This is a genomic window from Arcobacter sp. (assembly GCF_050300555.1).
Lineage (GTDB): Bacteria > Campylobacterota > Campylobacteria > Campylobacterales > Arcobacteraceae > Arcobacter.
Genome location: NZ_JBNKXY010000006.1, coordinates 45,397 through 65,650 on the forward strand (window position 1 = coordinate 45,397; position 20,254 = coordinate 65,650).

A 20,254-nucleotide genomic window follows, 5' to 3' on the forward strand; every position below is an offset into this window, starting at 1 on the left:
TACAGAAGTTTATCGAAAGAAAAAAAGTTTATTTATAAAATAAAAATATAATTTATTGTTTTAATAAAAGTTAAATCTATTTTGATAATTGAACATCAAATTTAACTTCAACTAAAACTTCATCACCATATAATATTTTTCCAACAAAGTGATCACCCTCTTTAAACTGACCTACTCCACTTGGTGTTCCTGACATCAAGATATCTCCATCTTCAAAAGATGCAAAAGTAGAAAAATCTTCGATTATCTCATGGGGCTTATTTATCATCATTGAAACATCACCCTTTTGTTTTAATTCATTGTTTATATATAACTCAACACCAAGTTTATTTATATCACCATTAAAACTTACAAATTCAGAAAATACAGCTGCATTATCAAAAGATTTTGCTCTCTCCCATGGAAGACCTTTTTGTTTTAGTTTTGATTGAACATCTCTTAGTGTTAAATCTAAACCAAATCCAACAGCTGAAATTTTATTCTCTTCCATTAAAAAAGAAATTTCTGCTTCATAATGACAAGAATTAGCAAATTTTGGAAAAAATAGTTGATTTGAAATTGTAGAGTTTGGTTTAATAAAAAAAACCATCTCTTCAGGTGTTTCATTATTTAACTCTTTTATATGTTCAACATAGTTTCTTCCAATACATACTACTTTTGAGGGAAATATCTCTTTGTTATTTATTAATATTTTATTCATAAATCCTACTTATCTTATATTTTTGCAAAACAGATATTTATCTTGCAAGAGCTAAATTATAGCAAAGATATATTAATTAATATACCTTTATTTTCAGAACTATTTTTTAAATATTAAATTATCAAGAGATATTTTTCCAGCTCCATGTGAAAGAAAAATACCTAAAAATAGTAGATAATACAACGGTATTTCAAAACCATTATCACCTGCACTAAATCCATTCCCTAAATGTACTGTAAATATTGCAACTAACATTACTACCATTAATGGAATAGAGATAAACCTTGTCAACAAACCTAAAGTAAGAAAAAATACTCCTAAAAGTTCCGTTGTAGCTGCCAAATAGGCATTTAATAGAGGAAAAGGGATTCCTATTGAGCCAAACCATTGTGCTACATTTGATATATTTCCCCACTTCATCATTGCTGGTTCATAAAAACCATAAGCAACAACAACTCTTGCAAGAAGTAAAAATATTGATTGAAAATTATCAAATATATTTGAAATTAGATTGTGTAGTTTTATTAGCATAGTAAGTCCTTATTTTTTATTTCTCTTATTATATTTTTTTTATATTTACTCTTTGTGTATTAATACTATAATATCAAATATTAAAAAAAGGTAGAAAAAATGTCTAAATCAAATCTATTAATAGTATGGTCAAATGGCGATGAAGAAGTAGCTAATAAGTTTCCCCTACTTTACTCTTCTGTAATTTTAGAAAGAAAATACTGGGAAAAAGCTCACCTAATGCTATGGGGACCTTCAATAAAACTTGCGAAAAAAAATAAAGAGATTCAAAAACAACTATTAAAAATCCAAGAAACTGGTGTAAAAATGAGTGCTTGTATTGTGTGTGTTGAAGAGTATAATGCAATAAAAGAATTAGAAAAACTAAATATAAAAATAAAACATACAGGAGAACTTTTAACAAAAGCCTTAAAAAGTGAAAAATGGGCGGTAATGACTATTTAAAAGATTAATATCTTTTTAATAGGTCATTTAAAATGACAGCCGTCAAACCCCAGATAACTTTTTTCTTATATTTATATACATAAACTTTATGTTTTTTATTTCCCCAAGGTTTTTGATAAGCTTCAGGAAGACCTAATTCATCTACAGGAAAATAGACCTCTTTATTGCCATCTTCATCTATATGATATGGCTTTACTTCAGTTCTTAGGTTATAAATTTCTGGTTCATTTTGTTTAAAAAAATCTAGGGGTATTAAATATGTTTTTTCAACTTCATTTGTGTCAAGTTTCATATTTTTTATAGCTTTTTTCTTCACAAGCCCAATAAATGGCTCAACTATTGTACCAAAAGAAGCAACCATAGTATCAAGTTGACCGATTATTTTTATATCTTTTTTTGAAATACCCAACTCTTCATTTGTCTCTCTAATAGCTGTTTGTTTAAAGTTTTTATCTAACCCCTCTTCAAATCCACCACCAGGAAAACAAATATCTCCACCTTGTTTTATTCCCTTTGCTCTTTTTTGGAAAAGAACAAAATATTCACCCTTTATTTTTACAAAAGGAATTAAAACAGCACTATTAAAAAATCTATCTCTTCCCATCACCCCTGGATATTCTGGCAGATTTTGAATTAGCCTTTTAAAACCTTCTTTATTCATCTTTTACTCTTTATTGATTTTATTGCTTCTACCATTGTCTTAATAACTTTTCTTAAATCATTTTCTTCTATTGTATAAGCAACAATTGAATATATTAGTTTTCCAAAAGGTCTTATCCAAACACCATTTTTCATACAAAAGTCTTGAATCTCTTGAGCATAACTATCATTAGTAAGCTCTATTATTCCTATAGCACCTATATTTCTAATATCTTTTACAAAAGGTAAAGCTTTTGCCACTTCTAACTCTTCAGAAAATATTTTTTCAATATTTAAGACTCTTTTTTCCCAAGAACTTTCCAAAAGTAATTCAATGGAAGCTATTGCAACACTACAAGCTAATGGATTAGCCATAAAGGTTGGTCCATGCATAAGTACACCAATTTCACTATTTGATATGGTATCACTAATCTCTTTTGTTGTAAGCATAGCAGCCATAGTCATATAACCACCAGTTAATCCCTTACCAAGAGTCATAATATCTGGTTTGATATTTGCATGTTCACATGCAAACATTTTTCCCGTATGTCCAAAGCCTGTTGCTATTTCATCAGCTATTAATAAAATATCATATTTAGTACATAACTCCCTAACTTTTTGAATATATTTAGGATTATATATTCTCATACCACCTGCACCTTGAACTATTGGCTCTATGATAAATCCTGCAATTTGATTATGATATTTTTCAAACTTTTCTTCTAATTCTTTTAGGGAAGAGAAACAATCACTACTGAATCCTAATTCTGGTTCTTTTGTAAAAATATGTTCTGGTAAATATGAACCATAAACAGTGTGCATAGAGTTTTTTTGGTCACATACACTCATAGCCCCTAAAGTATCACCATGATAGGCATTATTTAAAGCCAAAAATTTATACTTCTCTTTACCTTTTGCTTTTTGATATAAAATTGCAGTTTTTAAAGCAACTTCGACAGAAACTGAGCCACTATCACATAAAAAAACTGAATTTAAACCTGTTAAATCAACAAGTAATTTAGAGAGTACAGCTGCCTTTTCATGGCATAAACCTCCAAACATAATATGTGGCATAATCTCCACTTGTTTTTTTAAAGCCTCATTTAATTTTGGGTGATTATATCCATGTATTGCACTCCACCATGAACTCATACCATCAATAAGCTTTGTACCATCATCCAAATATATAAAAGTTTTGTCAGTTCTATTTACAGGTAAAAGTTTTGTTTTAGAAGGAAGTGAATTATAAGGGTGCCAAACATGCTTTTTATCTATTTCTAACCAATTCAATAAAATTCCTATTAATTATATCAAGCAATTATATCGAAAATAAAATTATTCATCATACAAAGTAATAGTAAATAAAGCACCTTTGTATTTAGCTTGTTCATAGGTATATTTGATATTTGATACTTCTATTAGACCGTTCATGTGTTTGGATATAATTTGATCTACCATATACAACCCAATACCCGTACCTTGACTTTTGTGTTTTGTAGTAAAGTATGGCTCAAATATTTTATCTAAAGGTTTTAAATCGATTCCACCAGCATTATCTTTTATCTTAATTAAAATTTTATTTTCTAACTTTAAAATATCTACAAAAATAAGTTTTTTTTCATATTGAGATTGTTCCAAAGCATCTTTTGCATTATTTAAAATATTTATAAATACTTGAATAAGTTCTGATTGATGTCCTAGCACATCAAATTTATTTATGTTTTTTATTATTTTTATATTTTTATTATTGAATTTTGAACTCAAAATATTTAAACTTTTTTCAAAACAATCTTTAATACAAAATCTTCTTTTCTCCTTATCAGGCTTAAAGAAATATCTAAAGTCATCAATAGTTTGAGAAAGGTAAGTTGAAGAATTAATTATAGATTCCAAAGTATCAAATAAAAATTTATCATCTAAATCATTTATCTCTTTTTTTATTCTTATTCCACTAGCACCAGTACTAATTACTGATAAAGGTTGTCTCCATTGATGAGCAATATTTTCCAACATCTCTCCCATGGAAGCCATCTTTGCTTGTCTTTGTAAAAGCATATCTTTTCTAAGGTTTTCTTCTACTTCTTCCTTAATTCTTTGTTCAAGATTACTATTTATTTTCACTAGTTCTTCAGTTTTTTCTTTTACAATTTTATTTAAAGAGATATTCATTTTATTTAATATTTTTTGTCTATATAATAATGCCAAAAATATAATCCCAGCTAAAGCCAAAATAATCCATAACAAAGTGTAGTCAGTATTTTTTTTATACTCTACATTAACCCATGATTTTAAAAGTTCATCAATTTTTTTCTCATCTATATCATTTACAGCTTTATTTATTATCTCAAAAAGTTTTTCGTTATCATTTCTTACAGCTACAGCTAAATCTACATCAATATCAAGTTTATTGGAAACTTTTAATTTGGTATTATTATTTTCATAAAGTTTATATAATGAAGTATAAAGTAAATCAATATGACCATCAAGTTGTTTGTTTGTAACTTTTTTTATACCTTCATCTAAACTTTTTACATCTATAAACTCTATATTTGGATACTTTTCTTTTAATTTTTTACTAATATTGTAACTACTCATTATTCCTATTTTTTTATTTTTTAAAGTACTTAAACTTTCAATAAATGGGAAATCTTGTTTTGAAATCAAAATAAAAGGGATATTTACATGTGACTTAGTAAAATTTGCAAATTTTAATCTATCTTCTGTCTTTGTAAGAGCTGTATGGATATCACACTGTTTATTTTTAAAAGCAGATAAAGAGTCTTTAAAAGAATCTCTTTTTATAACTTCAAATTCAATTCCTGTTTTTTCTTCTATTATTTTAAAATAATCAGAAATAAAACCTTTAAAATCATTATTTTCAAAATAACTATATGGTTTTATATTTGGAATAACACAAATTTTAAAATGGTGATTATCTTTAAGATAAAGCTTTTCCTCTTTTGTTAAGAATACTTTATTATTATCGTTGTCATATTCTACGAACTTTTTAGTATCTATTTTATTTGGAATTAATCCCATTACATTATATAAATCATATATTCTTTGAAGTTTTTCTGATTTAATTTCTCCCAAAACTTTTGTATTATAGTATGATAGTTTTTTTAGTTCATTCCCCTCATAAGATAAAGCCTCTTTTGAAATATTTTGAGAATTGTATTTTTGAAAAATCAAATCAACTGTTTCATAAATATTTGAATATGCGTATGTCCAACCTTTTAATGAAGCTTTTTTAAATGCCATTACTACATCAAAATTATTTTCTAACATATCTTCACTTGTAAATAATAAATCACTATACATATCAAAACCATAATCTTTTGGATCAAATATTTTGTAAAAAATCCCTTTTTTATCTAAATCATAAGGAGATTTTGAAATATATGCAGAAATAATATCGGTCTTATTATTTATCAAATCATCTATGTTGTGAGTATGTTTTATAAAATTTAATTGCTCAATTTTTACTTTTTTTGAGCTTATCATTGCTTTTATAGAGACTTCACTTGAATCATCACTTGTTGTCATAATTTTTTTATTTACAAAGTCTTCTATTTTGTTAATTTTTGAATCTTCTTTGGCTATTAAGATTAGTGGTGTAGCTTGAAATAAAGCATAAAGAGCAACTATCTTTTTACCCTTTGCCCTATCTAAAATCAAAGTCTCTCTTCCAATACCAAAGTTAGCGTTCCCATTATCAACTTCATCTGGTGCACTTATTCCGAAATTGAAAGGTCTTATTTCAACATCAAGCCCAAGTTCCTCATAAAAGCCCTTCTCTTTAGCGATATAATATCCAGCAAATTGAAATTGGTCAAACCATGAAAGTTGGAGAGTTACTTTTTTTAAATCTTTTGCATTTAAGGTTCCCAAAAAAAATGATATTGATAAAATAAATATTAATATTATTTTCAATTTTTCTCCTTAAATTTCAAAAAATTATATCTAAGAATAAATAAAAATCACTCTTAAATTATTAGTTGTGATTTTTTTGTTGTTCATCAACCCACTTTAAATCTTGTCTAGGGTCTATTTCTGGCATAACAGCACTAGAAGAGATGGGTACATTAACAAAGATACTTTTTTTGTCATAATCTACACGTTTTTTAGATAATGAATATAAAGCCAAATAAATACCCAATATAAAATATATTATAAAAATTATTTGATGGTTAAAAAAGTTGAAAGCAAAACCAATTATTAATGGGGCTAAAAAAGAACCTGTCCCATATGCAAAAAGTAAAGCTCTACATATCTCAACAATATCTTTATTTTCATCTACAACATCATTTGCTCTTGACAAACTCAAAGGATATATACAAAAAATACTAACACCTAAAAATACAGCTAAAACATATAATAAGGTTTCATCTAAAGTTAGAAAAATAAATAGTGCAGAAACAAATGATGTAAAAATTCCTGTAAATGCTATAAGTTTTCTTCTTCCATAAATATCTGATAATCTTCCTATAGGCCATTGTGATAATAAACCTCCTAAAAGAGCAAAGGTCATAAATAAAGATATTACTTCTTTTGAATCAAAAAGTTTTATAAGATACAAGGGAATCATTGTAAAGAATCCACCAATAAAAAAACCACTAATAAAGCTTCCTGTTACAGCAAGAGGAACCACATTATAAAGTTTTGGGAAACTATATCTTTCAAATACTTGAAGAGTTGGCTCTTTTATTTTAGTCATAGCAATAAAAATTACAGAAAAAAGCACAAGCACAGCACCTATTGAAAAAATCATATGTTTAAAATCTTCATCAATATTTAATAACAACTGTCCAAGTGCAGTAGAGAGATAAAATACTGTAGTATAGATAGCTAATATCTGCCCTCTTTGTTCATTTGAGCTTTTTTCATTTAGCCAACTTTCTAAAATAATCAATAAACCATAATAAGCAAATCCAGATATAAGCCGTAAAATTGCCCAAAAAAACTCATTTAAAAATAAAGAATGAAGTAAAAATGTTATTACCATCAAAGATGCAAAAGTAACAAAACTTCTTATATGACCAACACTTGAGATAATTTTTTGACTAAAAATAGAAGATGCCATAGCACCTAGAAAAAATGCAGCATTAATAAATCCAATAACCATATCTGGTGTTCCATTTTCTTTAAGAAAAACACCAATAAATGTCATAATCATCCCATATCCTATGGCTAAAAAACCAATAGAAAAAAATAGTGATGATATGGCAAAAAAAACTGATTTTGTTGGCTGCATTATATTCCTTATTTATTTTTGTGATGATAGTAGATATGGTTAAAGTGCGGTAAAGTATATTTTATTAAAAAATATAATCAAATTAGCTATACTTTTTTTCATGAAATATATAATTACAATACTATTATCTATCTTATTTATCGGCTGTACAACATCTAATATTCAAGTTGAAAAAAATCTAGCTAATGATAAGTTAGCAATTTTATTATCCTCTTTAAATGAAAAAGTAGATAAAAAAGAAGCCCAAACTCTCTCCAATGAAATGTTTAAACAAGCAGAATTTTTAAAAGAATCCTACGGTTTAGTAAGTCCTCCATTATTTCATAATTTTTTAGTCAATATTGGAGTAAAAGAAAAAGGCTTATGCTGGCATTTTGCACTAGATATGCTAAAACACGCAAAAAGCTTAAAGCTAAAAAGCTTTGATTACTATTTTGGTGTAGCCAATTTAGGTGATTATTGGAAAGAACACAACACTTTAGTAGTTACTTGCAAAAGTTGCAACTTTGAAAATGGAATAGTTCTAGACCCATGGAGAAACTCGGGAGAACTCTTTTTTTCTAAAGTGAAAAATGATGATGAATATGAGTGGTTTCAAAGGGGTGGAAAAAGGAATTGATAGTTTGTTTTTCTTAGCTTTTACTTCTTTCTCTCCAATAATTTGGTTCTCGATTTAATTGCATTACTGCCAATATAATTATTTCTTCATTTCTTTGATAGTAAATTATACCAAATGGAAATCTATTAGTTAAACATCTTCTAATATCATTATCTAAAACTTGCCAAGATTTTGGATATTTTAAAATTCTTTGAATAGTTTTGTAAACTTCATTGGCAAATTCTAAACCAAGATTTCTTTTACATTCTTCATAATAATCAATTGAAATATTAAATTCTAATTCAGCATCGGGGTGAAAAGAGTACGTCATCTATGATTTTAGTCTTTGAGATATTTTTTTAAAAACTTCATCTCCATCAACTAAGCTTACCTTATCTGATTCAATATCATTTTTTCTTTTATTTACTTCATTTATCCATAACTCATCAATAGTTTTATCGGAAGGACTTATGCTATTTAGTATTTTATCAACTATTTTAGTTTTTATATCTATTGGTAAAATATCTATTTCATCAAAAAGTTGTTGCTGTTTTAGTGCTGTCATAATAAGCTCCTATAATCAAAACATATACATCATTCTAACAAAATGATATAAATTTTTTGTTTAAATAAAATTATATAGTATATTTAGTTTTTTCTTGAATAATAACTTAGATTTTTGGTTTTTATATATTTTCTTAATTAAATAAGTATCCTGTCACCAGATTTTTTTACCTCTATAAATTATTGCTTGCATAATGAACAATTGCATCACCCATATAATCAACCATTTTAGGATGGTATGAATTATGAAACTTTTTCATATCTTCATTTTCTTTATAAAATATACCCATTCCAATATATGCTTCTTTAGATGGGATATAAAATCGACAAGCTATTTCAAAATGCTCTTTCATTAATAATTGAACATTTTCATTATCGACATTACATTCATCTATATATTCTGCTAGTTTTTTGTATAAAGTATCCCAATCTTGGTGAACAAGTTCTCTATTCACATGTGCCCAATTACCTGTAGTTGATAAACTATAAGCCTGTTCCACCTCAAGAGCATTTTTACATTTATCTAAATATTCTTTACTCAATTTATTCATTTGTATATATCCTTTTTATTTACGAGCAATGAATTATATATAGAAAAGTCTTAAAGTAGTAATACAAATAACACAATAAAGTTATTTTATTAATTTATATCAAAGGGATATAAAATGAGATTGGTAGTTTTTCTTGAAGAAGTAAACCTCTTCGCTTTTACTTACTTTGTCCACACAAAGTTAAAGAAGCTAATACCTTTAGGTATTTACGAGAAAAAGATTTTTGAAATAAATAGATTTTTATAAAAATAAAGATTCAAGATTTAACCTTTATTTTTCAAAGATTTTATAGTAATATACAAAATGGATACATTATATTTTTTCAGTACAACAGTTATTTTATTATTAATTTTCTTTGAATATGTGAGAAGGGAACAATTAAAAAAAGAAAATTTTATAGACAATTATGAATTACCTAAACAAATATTTACAAATCTTAAAAAACATTATCCTAATTTGAAAGATAAAGATTTTGATTTGATAGATAAAGCATATAAAATGTACTTAAAATTATTTATTCAATTTGGAAGGTATTTAATTCCTATTCCATCTGTAATACTTGATAGAGTACAAATTGAATTTATGCACTGTAAAGAATATAATAATTTTAGTAAACAAGCTTTTGGTTTTTACTTGACAAAATCAAAATTTACTAAAATGAAAAGTAAAAATGAGCCTAACATTGATACATCAACAGTATGGACATTATCTTGTGATTATGAAAATATCGATGCAAAAAACCCTGAGAAATTACCAAAAATTTTTGAAATAGATAAACTAATAAATATAGATGATGGAATAAAATATACAATAAATTGTGATGATGAAAATTTATATTGTGTAAAAAAACTAGAAAAAATTTTATTTTTACATAGAGGTGGATAAAAAATTATAATATGTAATATTTGGTTTAATTAAAAAAGTGATTTAAATGATTAGATTTTAAAATAAATCAAGGCAGAAGATAAAATATCTGTAGGAGCTTACTGAAGTAAGTGAGTAAGATATTTTATCTTCTAACGCAGAGTTATGAAGAAAGATGATTATTTAAATCACCTTTTTAGTGTAAGAAATGTCGCTTATTACTAAAATAAAGAGCCATCCCAAACTCATCTGCCGCTGCTATAATCTCATCATCCCTAATACTTCCACCTGGCTCAATAACACATTTTACACCAGCTTCTTGTGCTGCATCAATTGAATCTCTAAATGGGAAAAATGCTTCACTTGCTAATACTGAACCACTTACATCAATACCTAAATCTTCTGCTTTTCGCAACGCTGCTTTTGCTGCATCAACTCTTGAAGTCATACCCATACCAACTGCTACCATTGCTGAATTTTTTACATAAACTACACAGTTTGATTTAGTTAAGCTTGCAACTTTGTAAGCTATCTCCATATCTTTTACTTCTTGCTCAGTTGCCGCTCTTTTTGATTTTAATTCAGAATTTTTAACTTCATCTTCTTCTACAAAATCTGCATCTTGGTAAACAAATCCACCATCTACTATTTTGAAGTTGAAAGCATCATTTGCCATTTCAAGTTTAGTTGTTCCTTGTTTGAACAGTTTGATTCTTTGTTTTTTATTTAATTCTTGCTCTGCTTCTGGTGTAAAATCAGCTGCAAAAACTACTTCAAGGAAGATTTCATTCATCTTAACTGCTAAGTCTAAATCAACTATACCATTTACTGCAACAACTCCACCAAATGCAGAAATTGGGTCACATCTAAGAGCTTCAGTGTAGCTTTCTAAAAGTGTATCTTTGATAGCAAATCCACATGGGTTACCGTGTTTTACGATACATACGGCGTTGTCATCTCCAAAGGCTGATGCTATTTTTGCAGCTCCTGAAATATCTCCCATGTTATTAAAAGATGCTTCACCTTTTAGTGTGATAAATTTATTTGATAGGTGTTTATCAAACTCATAAAGTGCACCTTTTTGGTGTGGATTTTCTCCATATCTTGTATCAAATACTTTTTCACCTACGATGAATTGTTTTGCACCCATTCCATTGTTGAATCTTTTATTCATATAATTTGCAATCATAGAGTCATAAGCTGCTGTATGCTCATATGCTTTTATCATCATATCTCTTCTAAATTCTACAGTGTTAGTATTGTTTTTAAGATTGTTTAATACTAAGTCATAATCAGCAACGTCAGTTACAATGATAACGCTATCAAAATTTTTAGCAGCACTTCGCACCATCGCTGGTCCACCAATATCAATGTTTTCTATAATCTCTTCGAAATCATCAGTTTTTTCAATAGTAGCTTTAAATGGATAAAGATTTACACAAACTAAATCTATACCTTCAACACCTAGCTCTTTTGCTTGGTCAAGGTGAGATTGTTTGTCTCTTCTATGTAAAATTCCACCATGAATAAATGGGTTTAAAGTTTTAACTCTACCTTCAAAACACTCTGGAAATTTTGTAACTTCATTTGCTTCTATTACAGCTATTCCTGCATTTTGTAACGCTTTATAAGTACCACCTGTACTAATTATTTCATAACCTAAACCTACTAACTCTCGTGCGAAATTTTCAACACCACTTTTGTCACTAACACTGATTAATGCTCTCAAATTAATTCCTCTGTCGTTTATAATTTTTCGCAGATTATACAAAAAAAGTAATTAGGAGTTGCTTTTTCATAAACTGAACGTTTTTAGAGTGTTTTTCAAAGCATAATAAAAATATCTAAATGCTAAATGTGAGAACCATGAATTGATTTATTTTCATTTACTAAATATTCATAACCGTTGTGCATAACGTATATACCAAATATAATTACTAAAATTGAAGCAATAGTAATAAAAAGATTTCTTAGAGCTATTTGTTTAAAAATTCCCACAAAAAAACCTAATGAAAACATAGCAGGAATTGTACTTAATCCAAAAATCAACATAACAAAAGCACCCCATAAAGGGTTTCCAGTACTAGCTGCTGTTATCGCAAATACATATACAAAACCACAAGGCAGTAATCCATTTAACATACCCAATAAATAAAAACTAGTAAATGTATTAGAACCTAATAATTTACGAAATGTTTGTTGATAAATTTTAGATTTTGAGACAGAGTGTTCTATACTAACTAGAAATTTTAATCTACCACTTAATGACAAGCCAACTAAAATCATCAAAAAACCAGTAATCAAAAGTAAAATACCACTTGTAGTATTATTAAAAGTTACCACACTTCCAAAGTATCCAAAAATAGCACCCAAAATAACATAAGTAGAAACTCTTCCAAGGGCATATAAGATATGAGATAAAGATTGTTTTGCTTTTGACCATGAGTTGTCGATTTTTGTACTAGAATAAGCTACAACTATTCCCCCACACATTCCAATACAATGCCCAAAAGAACCTAAAAATGCTATGGTGATAATAGTTATGATACTTATATTTTCCATTAATTACTTAATCTCTTAATTATCGTTTAGTGATAATTCTTCTACTTTTGTCAGAATTTCAAGTTGTTGTTTTAATTTTCCCTTTGAAAAGGGGTCTTCCATAGTAATAGTTCCATCTGGAAGTTGATAATATAAAACATTGTTTTTACTATAAACATTTGGAATCCCATTTTCAAGACTTCTTTTTTGTGCCTCTCTTACTGCATCATTCCCTATTTGTTGTATTAAGTTTTTATCAATTATTTGTGATTGCATCAATATCCTTCAAAAATTCATTATACTTTGCTGTATCTAATATAGTTTCATTATTTGCAACTTCTTCAAACGTCTCATCAGAATTATAAAATATACTCCAGTCATCTACTAAGTCTTTATACGCATTCCAAAACATATTTTTACTTCTATAAAATCTTCTTATTATATCATCTTTAGGAATATGATGTCCACCATTTAGGACTCTATTTTTTACTCTATTTATATTTGTTTGTGGGTTTTCTAAAAATAGATATATTAAAGATAATTGGTAGTTTAACTCTTTGGCTTTTTCTATATATCCAACTAAATACTTTCCTGAAAGTGTAGTTTCTATCACAAAAGATTTATCAAGTTTGAGTCTTTTTGAAAACTCATTAAAAAACATCTTTCCTGGTTTTATCTTATATTTTGTAATATTTTTACTATCAAGCTCTTTTGCTATCTCATCAGCATTTATAAAATATAATTCGTTTATCTTTGAAAACTCTCTAGCAAAAGTAGTTTTACCACTACCATTTGCTCCAGAGATGATATACAAAGTTTTCATTTATAAGTCTTGTTCAATCACTTGTTTAAATTTATTAAAATAAATATCTTTTGCTTTTTCTAAAGAGATTGTAACATCGTTGATAGAGATTGTATCTCCGCCTACTATTCCAATTTTAGTACAAGAGATACCTTTAGAAGCTGCAAGGCTACTAAATGCTTCAATATTTTCTTCTTTTACTTCTACAACTGCTCTACTTAAAGATTCACAAAAGATATCTTTTGAATCATTTAATTCAACTGATACTTTAACACCTTTGTTTCCTACAGTTGCCATTTTTGCAATTGATATAGCCAATCCACCAACATTTACATCCTTAGCACTTACTAAAAGTGATGATGTGTTTGCTTCAATAACTGTATCCCAAAGTGCTAACTCTTTATCAAAGTTAACTTCAGGGTGAACACCAGCAACTTTTCCATACATTTTTTTCATATATAAAGAAGCCCCGAACTCACCTTTTGTATCCCCTAAAAGGAAAAGTGTGTTTCCATCTTCTTTTAATCTAGAAGGTAAAACTTTATTTGCATCTTCATTTACACCAACCATTGCAATTGAAGGTGTTGGGAAAACCCCAACTCCATTTGTTTCATTGTATAAAGATACATTTCCACCAATAACTGGAGTTACAAGTGCTTTACAAGCTGATTTGATACCCTCACAAGCCATTTTAAACTGCCACATAACTTCTGGGTTTTGTGGGTTACCAAAGTTTAGACAATCTGTGATTGCTTTTGGTCTAGCACCTGTCATTGCTACATTTCTTCCTGATTCCATAACAGCAGCTGCTGCTCCAAGTTCTGGATTGATATAACAAAGTCTTGTATTACAATCAGCACTCATTGCAAGTGCTTTTCCTGTCTCTTTAATTCTTATACTTGAACCATCTAAACTACCTGGCCCTTTTACAGTGTTTGTTTGTACCATTGAATCATATTGAGAATAAACCCATGATTTATCAACAACTTCCATATCACTAAACATAGCATCAAAAGCTTCTTGATTAGAAATATTTTTATCTAAAGTTATGTTCGCAATATCTTTTAAATATTCAGGTTCTTTTACTGGTCTATCTAAAACTGGTGCTTCTTCAGATACTGGTTGAACAGGAACTTCTGCACATTTTTCTCCATGCCAAAACAATTCCATATTTCCAGTTGCTGTTACTTCTCCAATAACTGCAACATCAAGTTCCCATTTTTCAAAGATATCTATAATAGCTTGCTCACAACCTTTTTTAGCACAAATAAGCATTCTCTCTTGAGATTCACTTAACATGAAATCATAAGGAGTCATACCCTCTTCACGTGCTGGAACTTTATCTAAGTGCATAATCATTCCACTTCCACTTCTTCCTGCCATCTCAAAAGATGAAGATGTAAGTCCAGCTGCTCCCATATCTTGAATACCAATAATTAAATCTTCTTTAAATAACTCTAAACAAGCTTCTAAAAGTAATTTTTCAGTAAATGGATCTCCAACTTGTACTGTTGGTCTTTTTGATTCACTATCTTCATCAAATGAAGCAGAACTCATAACAGCTCCACCAAGACCATCACGTCCAGTTTTAGAACCCACATACATAACTGGATTTCCTAAACCTTCAGCTTTTCCATAAAAAATTTCATCAGCTTTTGCTAGTCCTAAAGTAAAAGCATTTACAAGGTTATTTCCAGCATAACACTCTTCAAAAGTAGTCTCTCCACCGATTGTTGGAACACCCATACAATTACCATATCCACCAATACCAGCAACTACACCTCTAAGTAAAAATCTATGTTTTTGTGCAGTTTCACTATTTCCTTCAATAGAAGCAAATCTGATTGAATTCATATTTGCAATTGGTCTTGCACCCATTGTAAATACATCTCTTAAGATACCACCAACACCAGTGGCAGCACCTTGATAAGGTTCAATAAAACTTGGATGATTGTGTGATTCCATTTTAAATACAGCTGCATATCCATCACCAATATCAATAACTCCAGCATTTTCTCCTGGACCTTGAATAACCCATGGAGCTTTTGTCGGGAAACCATTTAAATATTTTTTACTTGATTTATATGAACAGTGTTCGCTCCACATCGCAGAAAAAATACCAATTTCTACATGATTTGGTTCTCTTTTTAGGATAGATCTTATGTTTTGTAACTCTTCAAGTGTTAAAGAGTGGGCAAGAGCCATCTCTTCAGTTGTCATCTCTTTTTGCATTATTAACCTTAAGTTGTTTTATTAATGCGTGATTATAACTAAAGAAGATTTAATAAAAGTTTTAACCCTCTGAAAGGATTGAAATTTTATCTCCATCAAGTTGGATATAAAGCTCTTTTATTCCATCATATTTGTATGATTTTGTTTGATAGTGTTGATCCATTACTATTTTAAACATTTTTTTGTTTAAAGAGTTTGGATAAGGTATTACATTAATATTTGAAAATTTAATTGTCTTTTCTTCTTTTCTTGAGAAAATATACTCTTTGTGTTTTTTAAAAGCATCAAAGCCTTGACCATTTGCCCTTTTAAAATCTTTTGAATAATATTGCAAATATTTATTTATATCAGAAGTTCTCCAAGCATCTGTCCAAGAAAAAATAAAAGATAAAACTTCACTCATCTCATCTTTTGTTGTAGGTTCAACATTTTTTTCTGAAATTAATAAAACAGATTCATCGAAATTCATATTTTTTTCTAAAGAAACTAGATTTTCATTATCTAAAGCGATACAACCCTTTGTAAAGTCTTCCCTTGATTCTTCTAATGGCATTCCATGTATCCAAATACCATGCCCCTCTTTGTTTAATGACTTATCAAAAGTATTTGGATAATTTGTAACAAGTGCGAAAGGTCCATAAAATTGGTCAAGTTTAGTTAACTTTCTAGTTAATCTATAAGCACCAACAGGAGTTTTCAAATCACCTTCTGTAAACTTATCACCCTCTTTCTCTCCACTAATCATACTTTGAGTTAAAAGTTTTAAAAACTTTTTATCTTCTTTTTTAAAAAGCTCTAATTTTTTTGATAATTTATGGGCAACTAATACATATTTTTTTGATTCATAATAACCATATGATACATCAGTATTTTCTAAGTATTTATTCCAGTATTCCTTAGTTTTTAACTGTTTTTCCAACTCCTTTTGAACTTCTTCTATACCCATTGTTCTATAAATGGTAACAAAGTCAGCCAAAACATAAGTTTGAAATAAAACCAAAAGTAAAAACGCAATTTTCTTCAAAAATCTCTCCAAATTATATTTAAGGTTTCAATTGTATAATAATAGTCTTGATTTTATAATAAAAAGAGAAATTAGTTGAAATATTTAGTCGGTATATTATTAATAGTTACATCACTGTTTAGTTTAGAAGTAGAAAAATTGTCTTGGTCAAAGGGTGACACCTTTTTAACATTTTTACAAAAGTATAATATAAATAACAAAATTTATTTTGATTTAGAAAAAGAAGATAAAGAGTTATGTTCAGAAATAAGAGCAGGAGCAACATATTATTTAACAAAAGATGAAAATAATGAACTGATTCAAGCATTAATTGAAGTATCAGAAGAGATGCAACTACAAATTTATAAAGATAAAGATGGGTACAAATTCTCAACTTTGCCTATTATTTTTGACGAAGTTGTTGAAACTGTTAATATTAATATAGAATCATCACCCTATCAAGATATTTTAAATAAAACATCAAATAGTGAATTGGCAAATGAGTTCATAAGAGCATATAGTGGAAGTTTAAACTTCAAATATATGAGAAAAAATGACTCTATTACAATAAAATACAAACAAAAAATTAGACTTGGTCAATACCATGGAACTCCAGATATTATCTCTGCAGTTGTTAAAATAAGAGATAAAAAATATTTTATTTTCAAAAATGAAGATGATGGAAGATATTATAATGAAGCTGGTAAAAGTTTAACAAGTTATTTTTTCAAAGTTCCAATTTCTTATACAAGAATTTCAAGCCGTTTTACTAAAAAAAGATGGCATCCTGTTTTAAAAAGATATAGAGCACACTTGGGAATTGATTATGCTGCACCAAGAGGTAGAGCAATATATGCAGCAGCAGATGGGAAAATAAGTTTTAGGGGCAATAAAGGTGGTTATGGAAATGTTATTGAAATAATTCACAAAAATGGATACAAAACAGTTTATGGTCATCAAAGTAGATTTAAAGCCGGTCTTAGAAGAGGTAGTACAGTAAGAAAAGGTCAACTAATAGGATATGTGGGTTCTACAGGAGTAAGTACTGGCCCTCATTTACACTTTGGCTTATACAAAAATGGAAGAGCTATAGACCCAAGTAAAATAATTAGAGTTACAAAAACTAAGCTAAATGGAGATGCTAAGAAAAAATTCCTAATATATACAAAAACTTTATCAAAAGAACTTTTGGAAAATACAAATAAACCAACAGAAAAAGTGCTGAATTTAAAAACAATTTCTACAAAAAGTTTACTTAAAGTATAAGGTCAAAATTGATTGAAAAAAATATAGAGCAAAATCCAACAGAACTACTTAAAAAAATAGAAAATCTACATCCAAGTGATGTAGCCCTTTCTTTAAAAAAAATAAACAAAAAAAATTCTGATGATTTTATTTTTGTATTAAAAAATCTACCCGATGAAATACTGGGAGACGTAATCCTTGAACTTCCAGAAAAGCTAAGAGAATTTGCTTATAATGAATTATCAATTGAAAAACTTACAGATGCAGTTGATGAGCTAGAATCAGATGACCAAACAGATATCTTACAAGAAATTGAAGAGGTAAATGAAGATAAAGCCAAAGAGATTTTTGATGGTCTAGAAGAAGAAGATAAAGAAGAGATTAGTTGGCTAAAACGATATGAAGATGAAGAAGCTGGTGCTTATATGCAAACTGAGCTTTTTTCTGCAAATCTTGATGAAACTATTAGTGACTCAATTGAAAGACTTAGAATCGCAAAAGAAGAAGATGAAATAGAAAATATTCATCAAGTATTTATTGTGGATAAAAATAAAAATTTGGTTGCTTCTATTTTACTTGAAGATTTAATTATTTTTGATTATAAAATAACCTATAAACAACTACTCAAAGAAAATGACCCAAATAGATTTAAACCTTACAAAGTAAATGATGATGAAGATATAAAAGATGTTGCAAAACAGTTTGAAAAATATAACTTAAGTGTTGTTGCTGTTGTGGGATATCAGAATTTACTTATAGGAAGAATTACTTCCGATGATATCCTTGACGTAATTGAAGATAAAGCTACAGAGCAAATGTATCAGTTAGCTGGAGTTGATGATGATTTTGAACATGATAATTTACTAACAACAGCTAAAAAAAGAGCAATATGGCTTTTTTTAAATTTAGGAACAGCCATATTAGCTTCTATTGTTATTGGATTTTTTGACCAAACAATTGAAGCTTATGTAGCTTTAGCCATTCTTATGCCAATAGTTGCTTCAATGGGTGGTAATGCAGGAACTCAAACTTTAGCCGTAATGGTAAGACAGATGGCTTTAGGTGAAATTGACTTTGAAAACTCTAAAGATGCTATAAAAAAGGAAATTTTTATCTCCTTATTCAATGGAATTTTATTTGCATTGCTAATTGGAATCATTGCTTACTTTTGGTTTAATACTGCCTTATTAGGTTTGGTTATTGGAATGTCAATGATAATAAATCTTTTTAGTGCAGGTTTTTTCGGTGCTTTGATTCCACTACTTCTAAAAAGATATAACATAGACCCTGCTGTTGGAAGTACAGTTTTACTTACAACAGTAACTGATATTGTAGGTTTTTTTAGCTTTTTAATGCTGGCAAAACTAATTTTACTTTAATAATATTCGCAATTAAGTTTTAAATAATCTTTCCCAAAAATAGCCTTATAACTCAAACTTTTCTCACTGTTTTTACTCAATTTTGTATATTCAGTACTATTTGCAAAATAATTAGTTCTAAAATAAAGTTCATCATCTTGAACCTTTAGGTATAAAAAAACTTCCCCATTTGTACTTAAATTTGTAACCTTACAATACATATAACATTTGAGTTCATTGTTTTTAAGTTCTAAACTATTTTCAATCATTTCAAATGGATAAATATATCCATTTGAATCAAAATATGAAAAATCTATTTTTTTGATATCTTGTAAATTAACCATATAACTTATTTACTTAAAGAAGATGATACTATTGATAAAAATTCATCTTTTGTTTTTTTGTTTGATTTAAAAAGTCCTCTTAAAGCTGAAGTAACAGTTGTAGAACAAATCTTTTCAACTCCCCTCATCTCCATACACATATGTCTTGCATCTATCATTACAGCAACACCTTTTGGTTTAAGGTGTTCATTTAAAGCATCACAAATTTGCTCCGTCATCTGCTCTTGGATTTGTAATCTTCTTGCAAAAACATCAACAACTCTAGGAATTTTTGAAAGACCTACTACTTTTCCATTTGGAATATATGCAACATGTGCTTTACCAATTATTGGTAGCATATGATGTTCACAATGTGAATAAAACTCTATATCTTTTAAAACTACCATTTCATCATTAGTTGATGTAAATAGTGCTTTTTTTATTATCTCTTCTGGATTTTGATTATATCCACTACACATAAATTCATATGCTTTTCGTACCCTACTAGGAGTATCAAGTAAGCCCTCACGAGATGTATCTTCTCCCACATACTCTAATATAGTTTTTACTGCATCTTCAAATTTCTTTTCATCTCTCATAAATTA

Annotated in this window: 22 protein-coding genes; 5 read left to right on the top strand and 17 right to left on the bottom strand. The window is 28.2% G+C overall.

Annotated elements, in window-relative coordinates; all coding sequences use genetic code 11:
* Positions 1–76: 76 nt before the first annotated feature.
* Complete coding sequence (locus ACQY5W_RS05895) at positions 77–700, bottom strand: fumarylacetoacetate hydrolase family protein (protein ID WP_428024027.1); 624 nt, start codon at positions 698–700, stop codon at positions 77–79.
* Positions 701–799: 99 nt separating this feature from the next.
* On the bottom strand, positions 800–1,231 hold the full coding sequence (locus ACQY5W_RS05900) for a DoxX family protein (RefSeq protein ID WP_428024028.1): 432 nt from the start codon (positions 1,229–1,231) through the stop codon (positions 800–802).
* 99 nt (positions 1,232–1,330) lie between these two features.
* Between ACQY5W_RS05900 and ACQY5W_RS05905 the strand changes: the two genes are divergently transcribed.
* The gene (locus ACQY5W_RS05905) at positions 1,331–1,675 is read left to right on the top strand and encodes a DsrE family protein (RefSeq protein ID WP_428024029.1); all 345 of its coding nucleotides are present in this window, start codon (positions 1,331–1,333) and stop codon (positions 1,673–1,675) included.
* Between the two features lie 4 nt (positions 1,676–1,679).
* On the opposite strand, the gene ACQY5W_RS05910 is transcribed toward ACQY5W_RS05905, so the two are convergent.
* The 4 genes from ACQY5W_RS05910 to ACQY5W_RS05925 all read right to left on the bottom strand — a co-directional run bounded on the left by ACQY5W_RS05910 (position 1,680) and on the right by ACQY5W_RS05925 (position 7,568).
* Positions 1,680–2,336 (bottom strand): NUDIX hydrolase, encoded by a 657-nt coding sequence (locus ACQY5W_RS05910; RefSeq protein ID WP_428024030.1) that lies wholly within the window; start codon positions 2,334–2,336, stop codon positions 1,680–1,682.
* Positions 2,333–3,604, bottom strand: a complete 1,272-nt coding sequence (gene bioA / locus ACQY5W_RS05915) for an adenosylmethionine--8-amino-7-oxononanoate transaminase (protein ID WP_428024031.1) — start codon at positions 3,602–3,604, stop codon at positions 2,333–2,335. Before bioA ends, ACQY5W_RS05910 begins: the two co-directional genes overlap by 4 nt.
* 45 nt (positions 3,605–3,649) lie before the next feature.
* Positions 3,650–6,247: an ABC transporter substrate-binding protein gene (locus tag ACQY5W_RS05920; protein WP_428024032.1), complete on the bottom strand. Its 2,598-nt coding sequence runs from the start codon at positions 6,245–6,247 to the stop codon at positions 3,650–3,652.
* A 61-nt stretch (positions 6,248–6,308) separates the two neighbouring features.
* Positions 6,309–7,568 (bottom strand): MFS transporter, encoded by a 1,260-nt coding sequence (locus ACQY5W_RS05925; protein ID WP_428024033.1) that lies wholly within the window; start codon positions 7,566–7,568, stop codon positions 6,309–6,311.
* A 100-nt stretch (positions 7,569–7,668) separates the two neighbouring features.
* Between ACQY5W_RS05925 and ACQY5W_RS05930 the strand changes: the two genes are divergently transcribed.
* Positions 7,669–8,187 (top strand): hypothetical protein, encoded by a 519-nt coding sequence (locus ACQY5W_RS05930; RefSeq protein WP_428024034.1) that lies wholly within the window; start codon positions 7,669–7,671, stop codon positions 8,185–8,187.
* A 13-nt stretch (positions 8,188–8,200) separates the two neighbouring features.
* Here the strand turns inward: ACQY5W_RS05930 and ACQY5W_RS05935 are convergent, their stop codons facing one another.
* The 3 genes from ACQY5W_RS05935 to ACQY5W_RS05945 form a co-directional block, all read right to left on the bottom strand.
* Positions 8,201–8,497 carry a type II toxin-antitoxin system RelE/ParE family toxin gene (locus ACQY5W_RS05935; protein WP_428024035.1) on the bottom strand — a complete coding sequence of 99 codons (297 nt, stop codon included), beginning with the start codon at positions 8,495–8,497 and terminating at the stop codon, positions 8,201–8,203.
* A complete protein-coding gene (locus ACQY5W_RS05940) occupies positions 8,498–8,731 on the bottom strand; it encodes an addiction module protein (RefSeq protein WP_428024036.1) in 234 nt (77 codons plus the stop codon).
* Positions 8,732–8,903: 172 nt separating this feature from the next.
* A complete protein-coding gene (locus tag ACQY5W_RS05945; protein ID WP_428024037.1) occupies positions 8,904–9,281 on the bottom strand; it encodes a TipAS antibiotic-recognition domain-containing protein in 378 nt (125 codons plus the stop codon).
* 303 nt (positions 9,282–9,584) lie between these two features.
* Between ACQY5W_RS05945 and ACQY5W_RS05950 the strand changes: the two genes are divergently transcribed.
* The gene (locus ACQY5W_RS05950; protein ID WP_428024038.1) at positions 9,585–10,166 is read left to right on the top strand and encodes a hypothetical protein; all 582 of its coding nucleotides are present in this window, start codon (positions 9,585–9,587) and stop codon (positions 10,164–10,166) included.
* A 175-nt stretch (positions 10,167–10,341) separates the two neighbouring features.
* Here ACQY5W_RS05950 and purH read toward each other — a convergent pair whose 3' ends face one another.
* The 6 genes from purH to ACQY5W_RS05980 all read right to left on the bottom strand — a co-directional run bounded on the left by purH (position 10,342) and on the right by ACQY5W_RS05980 (position 16,744).
* Positions 10,342–11,874 (bottom strand): bifunctional phosphoribosylaminoimidazolecarboxamide formyltransferase/IMP cyclohydrolase, encoded by a 1,533-nt coding sequence (gene purH / locus ACQY5W_RS05955; RefSeq protein ID WP_428024039.1) that lies wholly within the window; start codon positions 11,872–11,874, stop codon positions 10,342–10,344.
* A 122-nt stretch (positions 11,875–11,996) separates the two neighbouring features.
* Positions 11,997–12,707, bottom strand: a complete 711-nt coding sequence (locus tag ACQY5W_RS05960) for a sulfite exporter TauE/SafE family protein (RefSeq protein ID WP_428024040.1) — start codon at positions 12,705–12,707, stop codon at positions 11,997–11,999.
* Positions 12,708–12,722: 15 nt separating this feature from the next.
* Positions 12,723–12,962, bottom strand: a complete 240-nt coding sequence (locus ACQY5W_RS05965; protein WP_428024041.1) for a hypothetical protein — start codon at positions 12,960–12,962, stop codon at positions 12,723–12,725.
* On the bottom strand, positions 12,943–13,509 hold the full coding sequence (locus tag ACQY5W_RS05970) for a zeta toxin family protein (protein ID WP_428024042.1): 567 nt from the start codon (positions 13,507–13,509) through the stop codon (positions 12,943–12,945). Before ACQY5W_RS05970 ends, ACQY5W_RS05965 begins: the two co-directional genes overlap by 20 nt.
* Positions 13,510–15,720, bottom strand: coding sequence for a phosphoribosylformylglycinamidine synthase subunit PurL (gene purL / locus ACQY5W_RS05975; protein ID WP_428024043.1), 2,211 nt, complete (start codon positions 15,718–15,720; stop codon positions 13,510–13,512).
* A 61-nt stretch (positions 15,721–15,781) separates the two neighbouring features.
* Complete coding sequence (locus ACQY5W_RS05980) at positions 15,782–16,744, bottom strand: L,D-transpeptidase family protein (RefSeq protein ID WP_428024044.1); 963 nt, start codon at positions 16,742–16,744, stop codon at positions 15,782–15,784.
* Positions 16,745–16,819: 75 nt separating this feature from the next.
* On the opposite strand from ACQY5W_RS05980, the gene ACQY5W_RS05985 reads away from it, so the two are divergent.
* Positions 16,820–17,989: a peptidoglycan DD-metalloendopeptidase family protein gene (locus ACQY5W_RS05985; RefSeq protein ID WP_428024045.1), complete on the top strand. Its 1,170-nt coding sequence runs from the start codon at positions 16,820–16,822 to the stop codon at positions 17,987–17,989.
* 8 nt (positions 17,990–17,997) lie between these two features.
* Positions 17,998–19,347, top strand: a complete 1,350-nt coding sequence (gene mgtE / locus ACQY5W_RS05990; protein WP_428024046.1) for a magnesium transporter — start codon at positions 17,998–18,000, stop codon at positions 19,345–19,347.
* Here mgtE and ACQY5W_RS05995 read toward each other — a convergent pair.
* Positions 19,344–19,670: a hypothetical protein gene (locus ACQY5W_RS05995; protein WP_428024047.1), complete on the bottom strand. Its 327-nt coding sequence runs from the start codon at positions 19,668–19,670 to the stop codon at positions 19,344–19,346. The genes mgtE and ACQY5W_RS05995 overlap by 4 nt on opposite strands.
* A 5-nt stretch (positions 19,671–19,675) precedes the next feature.
* Positions 19,676–20,248, bottom strand: a complete 573-nt coding sequence (folE, locus tag ACQY5W_RS06000) for a GTP cyclohydrolase I FolE (protein ID WP_428024048.1) — start codon at positions 20,246–20,248, stop codon at positions 19,676–19,678.
* Positions 20,249–20,254 lie beyond the last annotated feature (6 nt).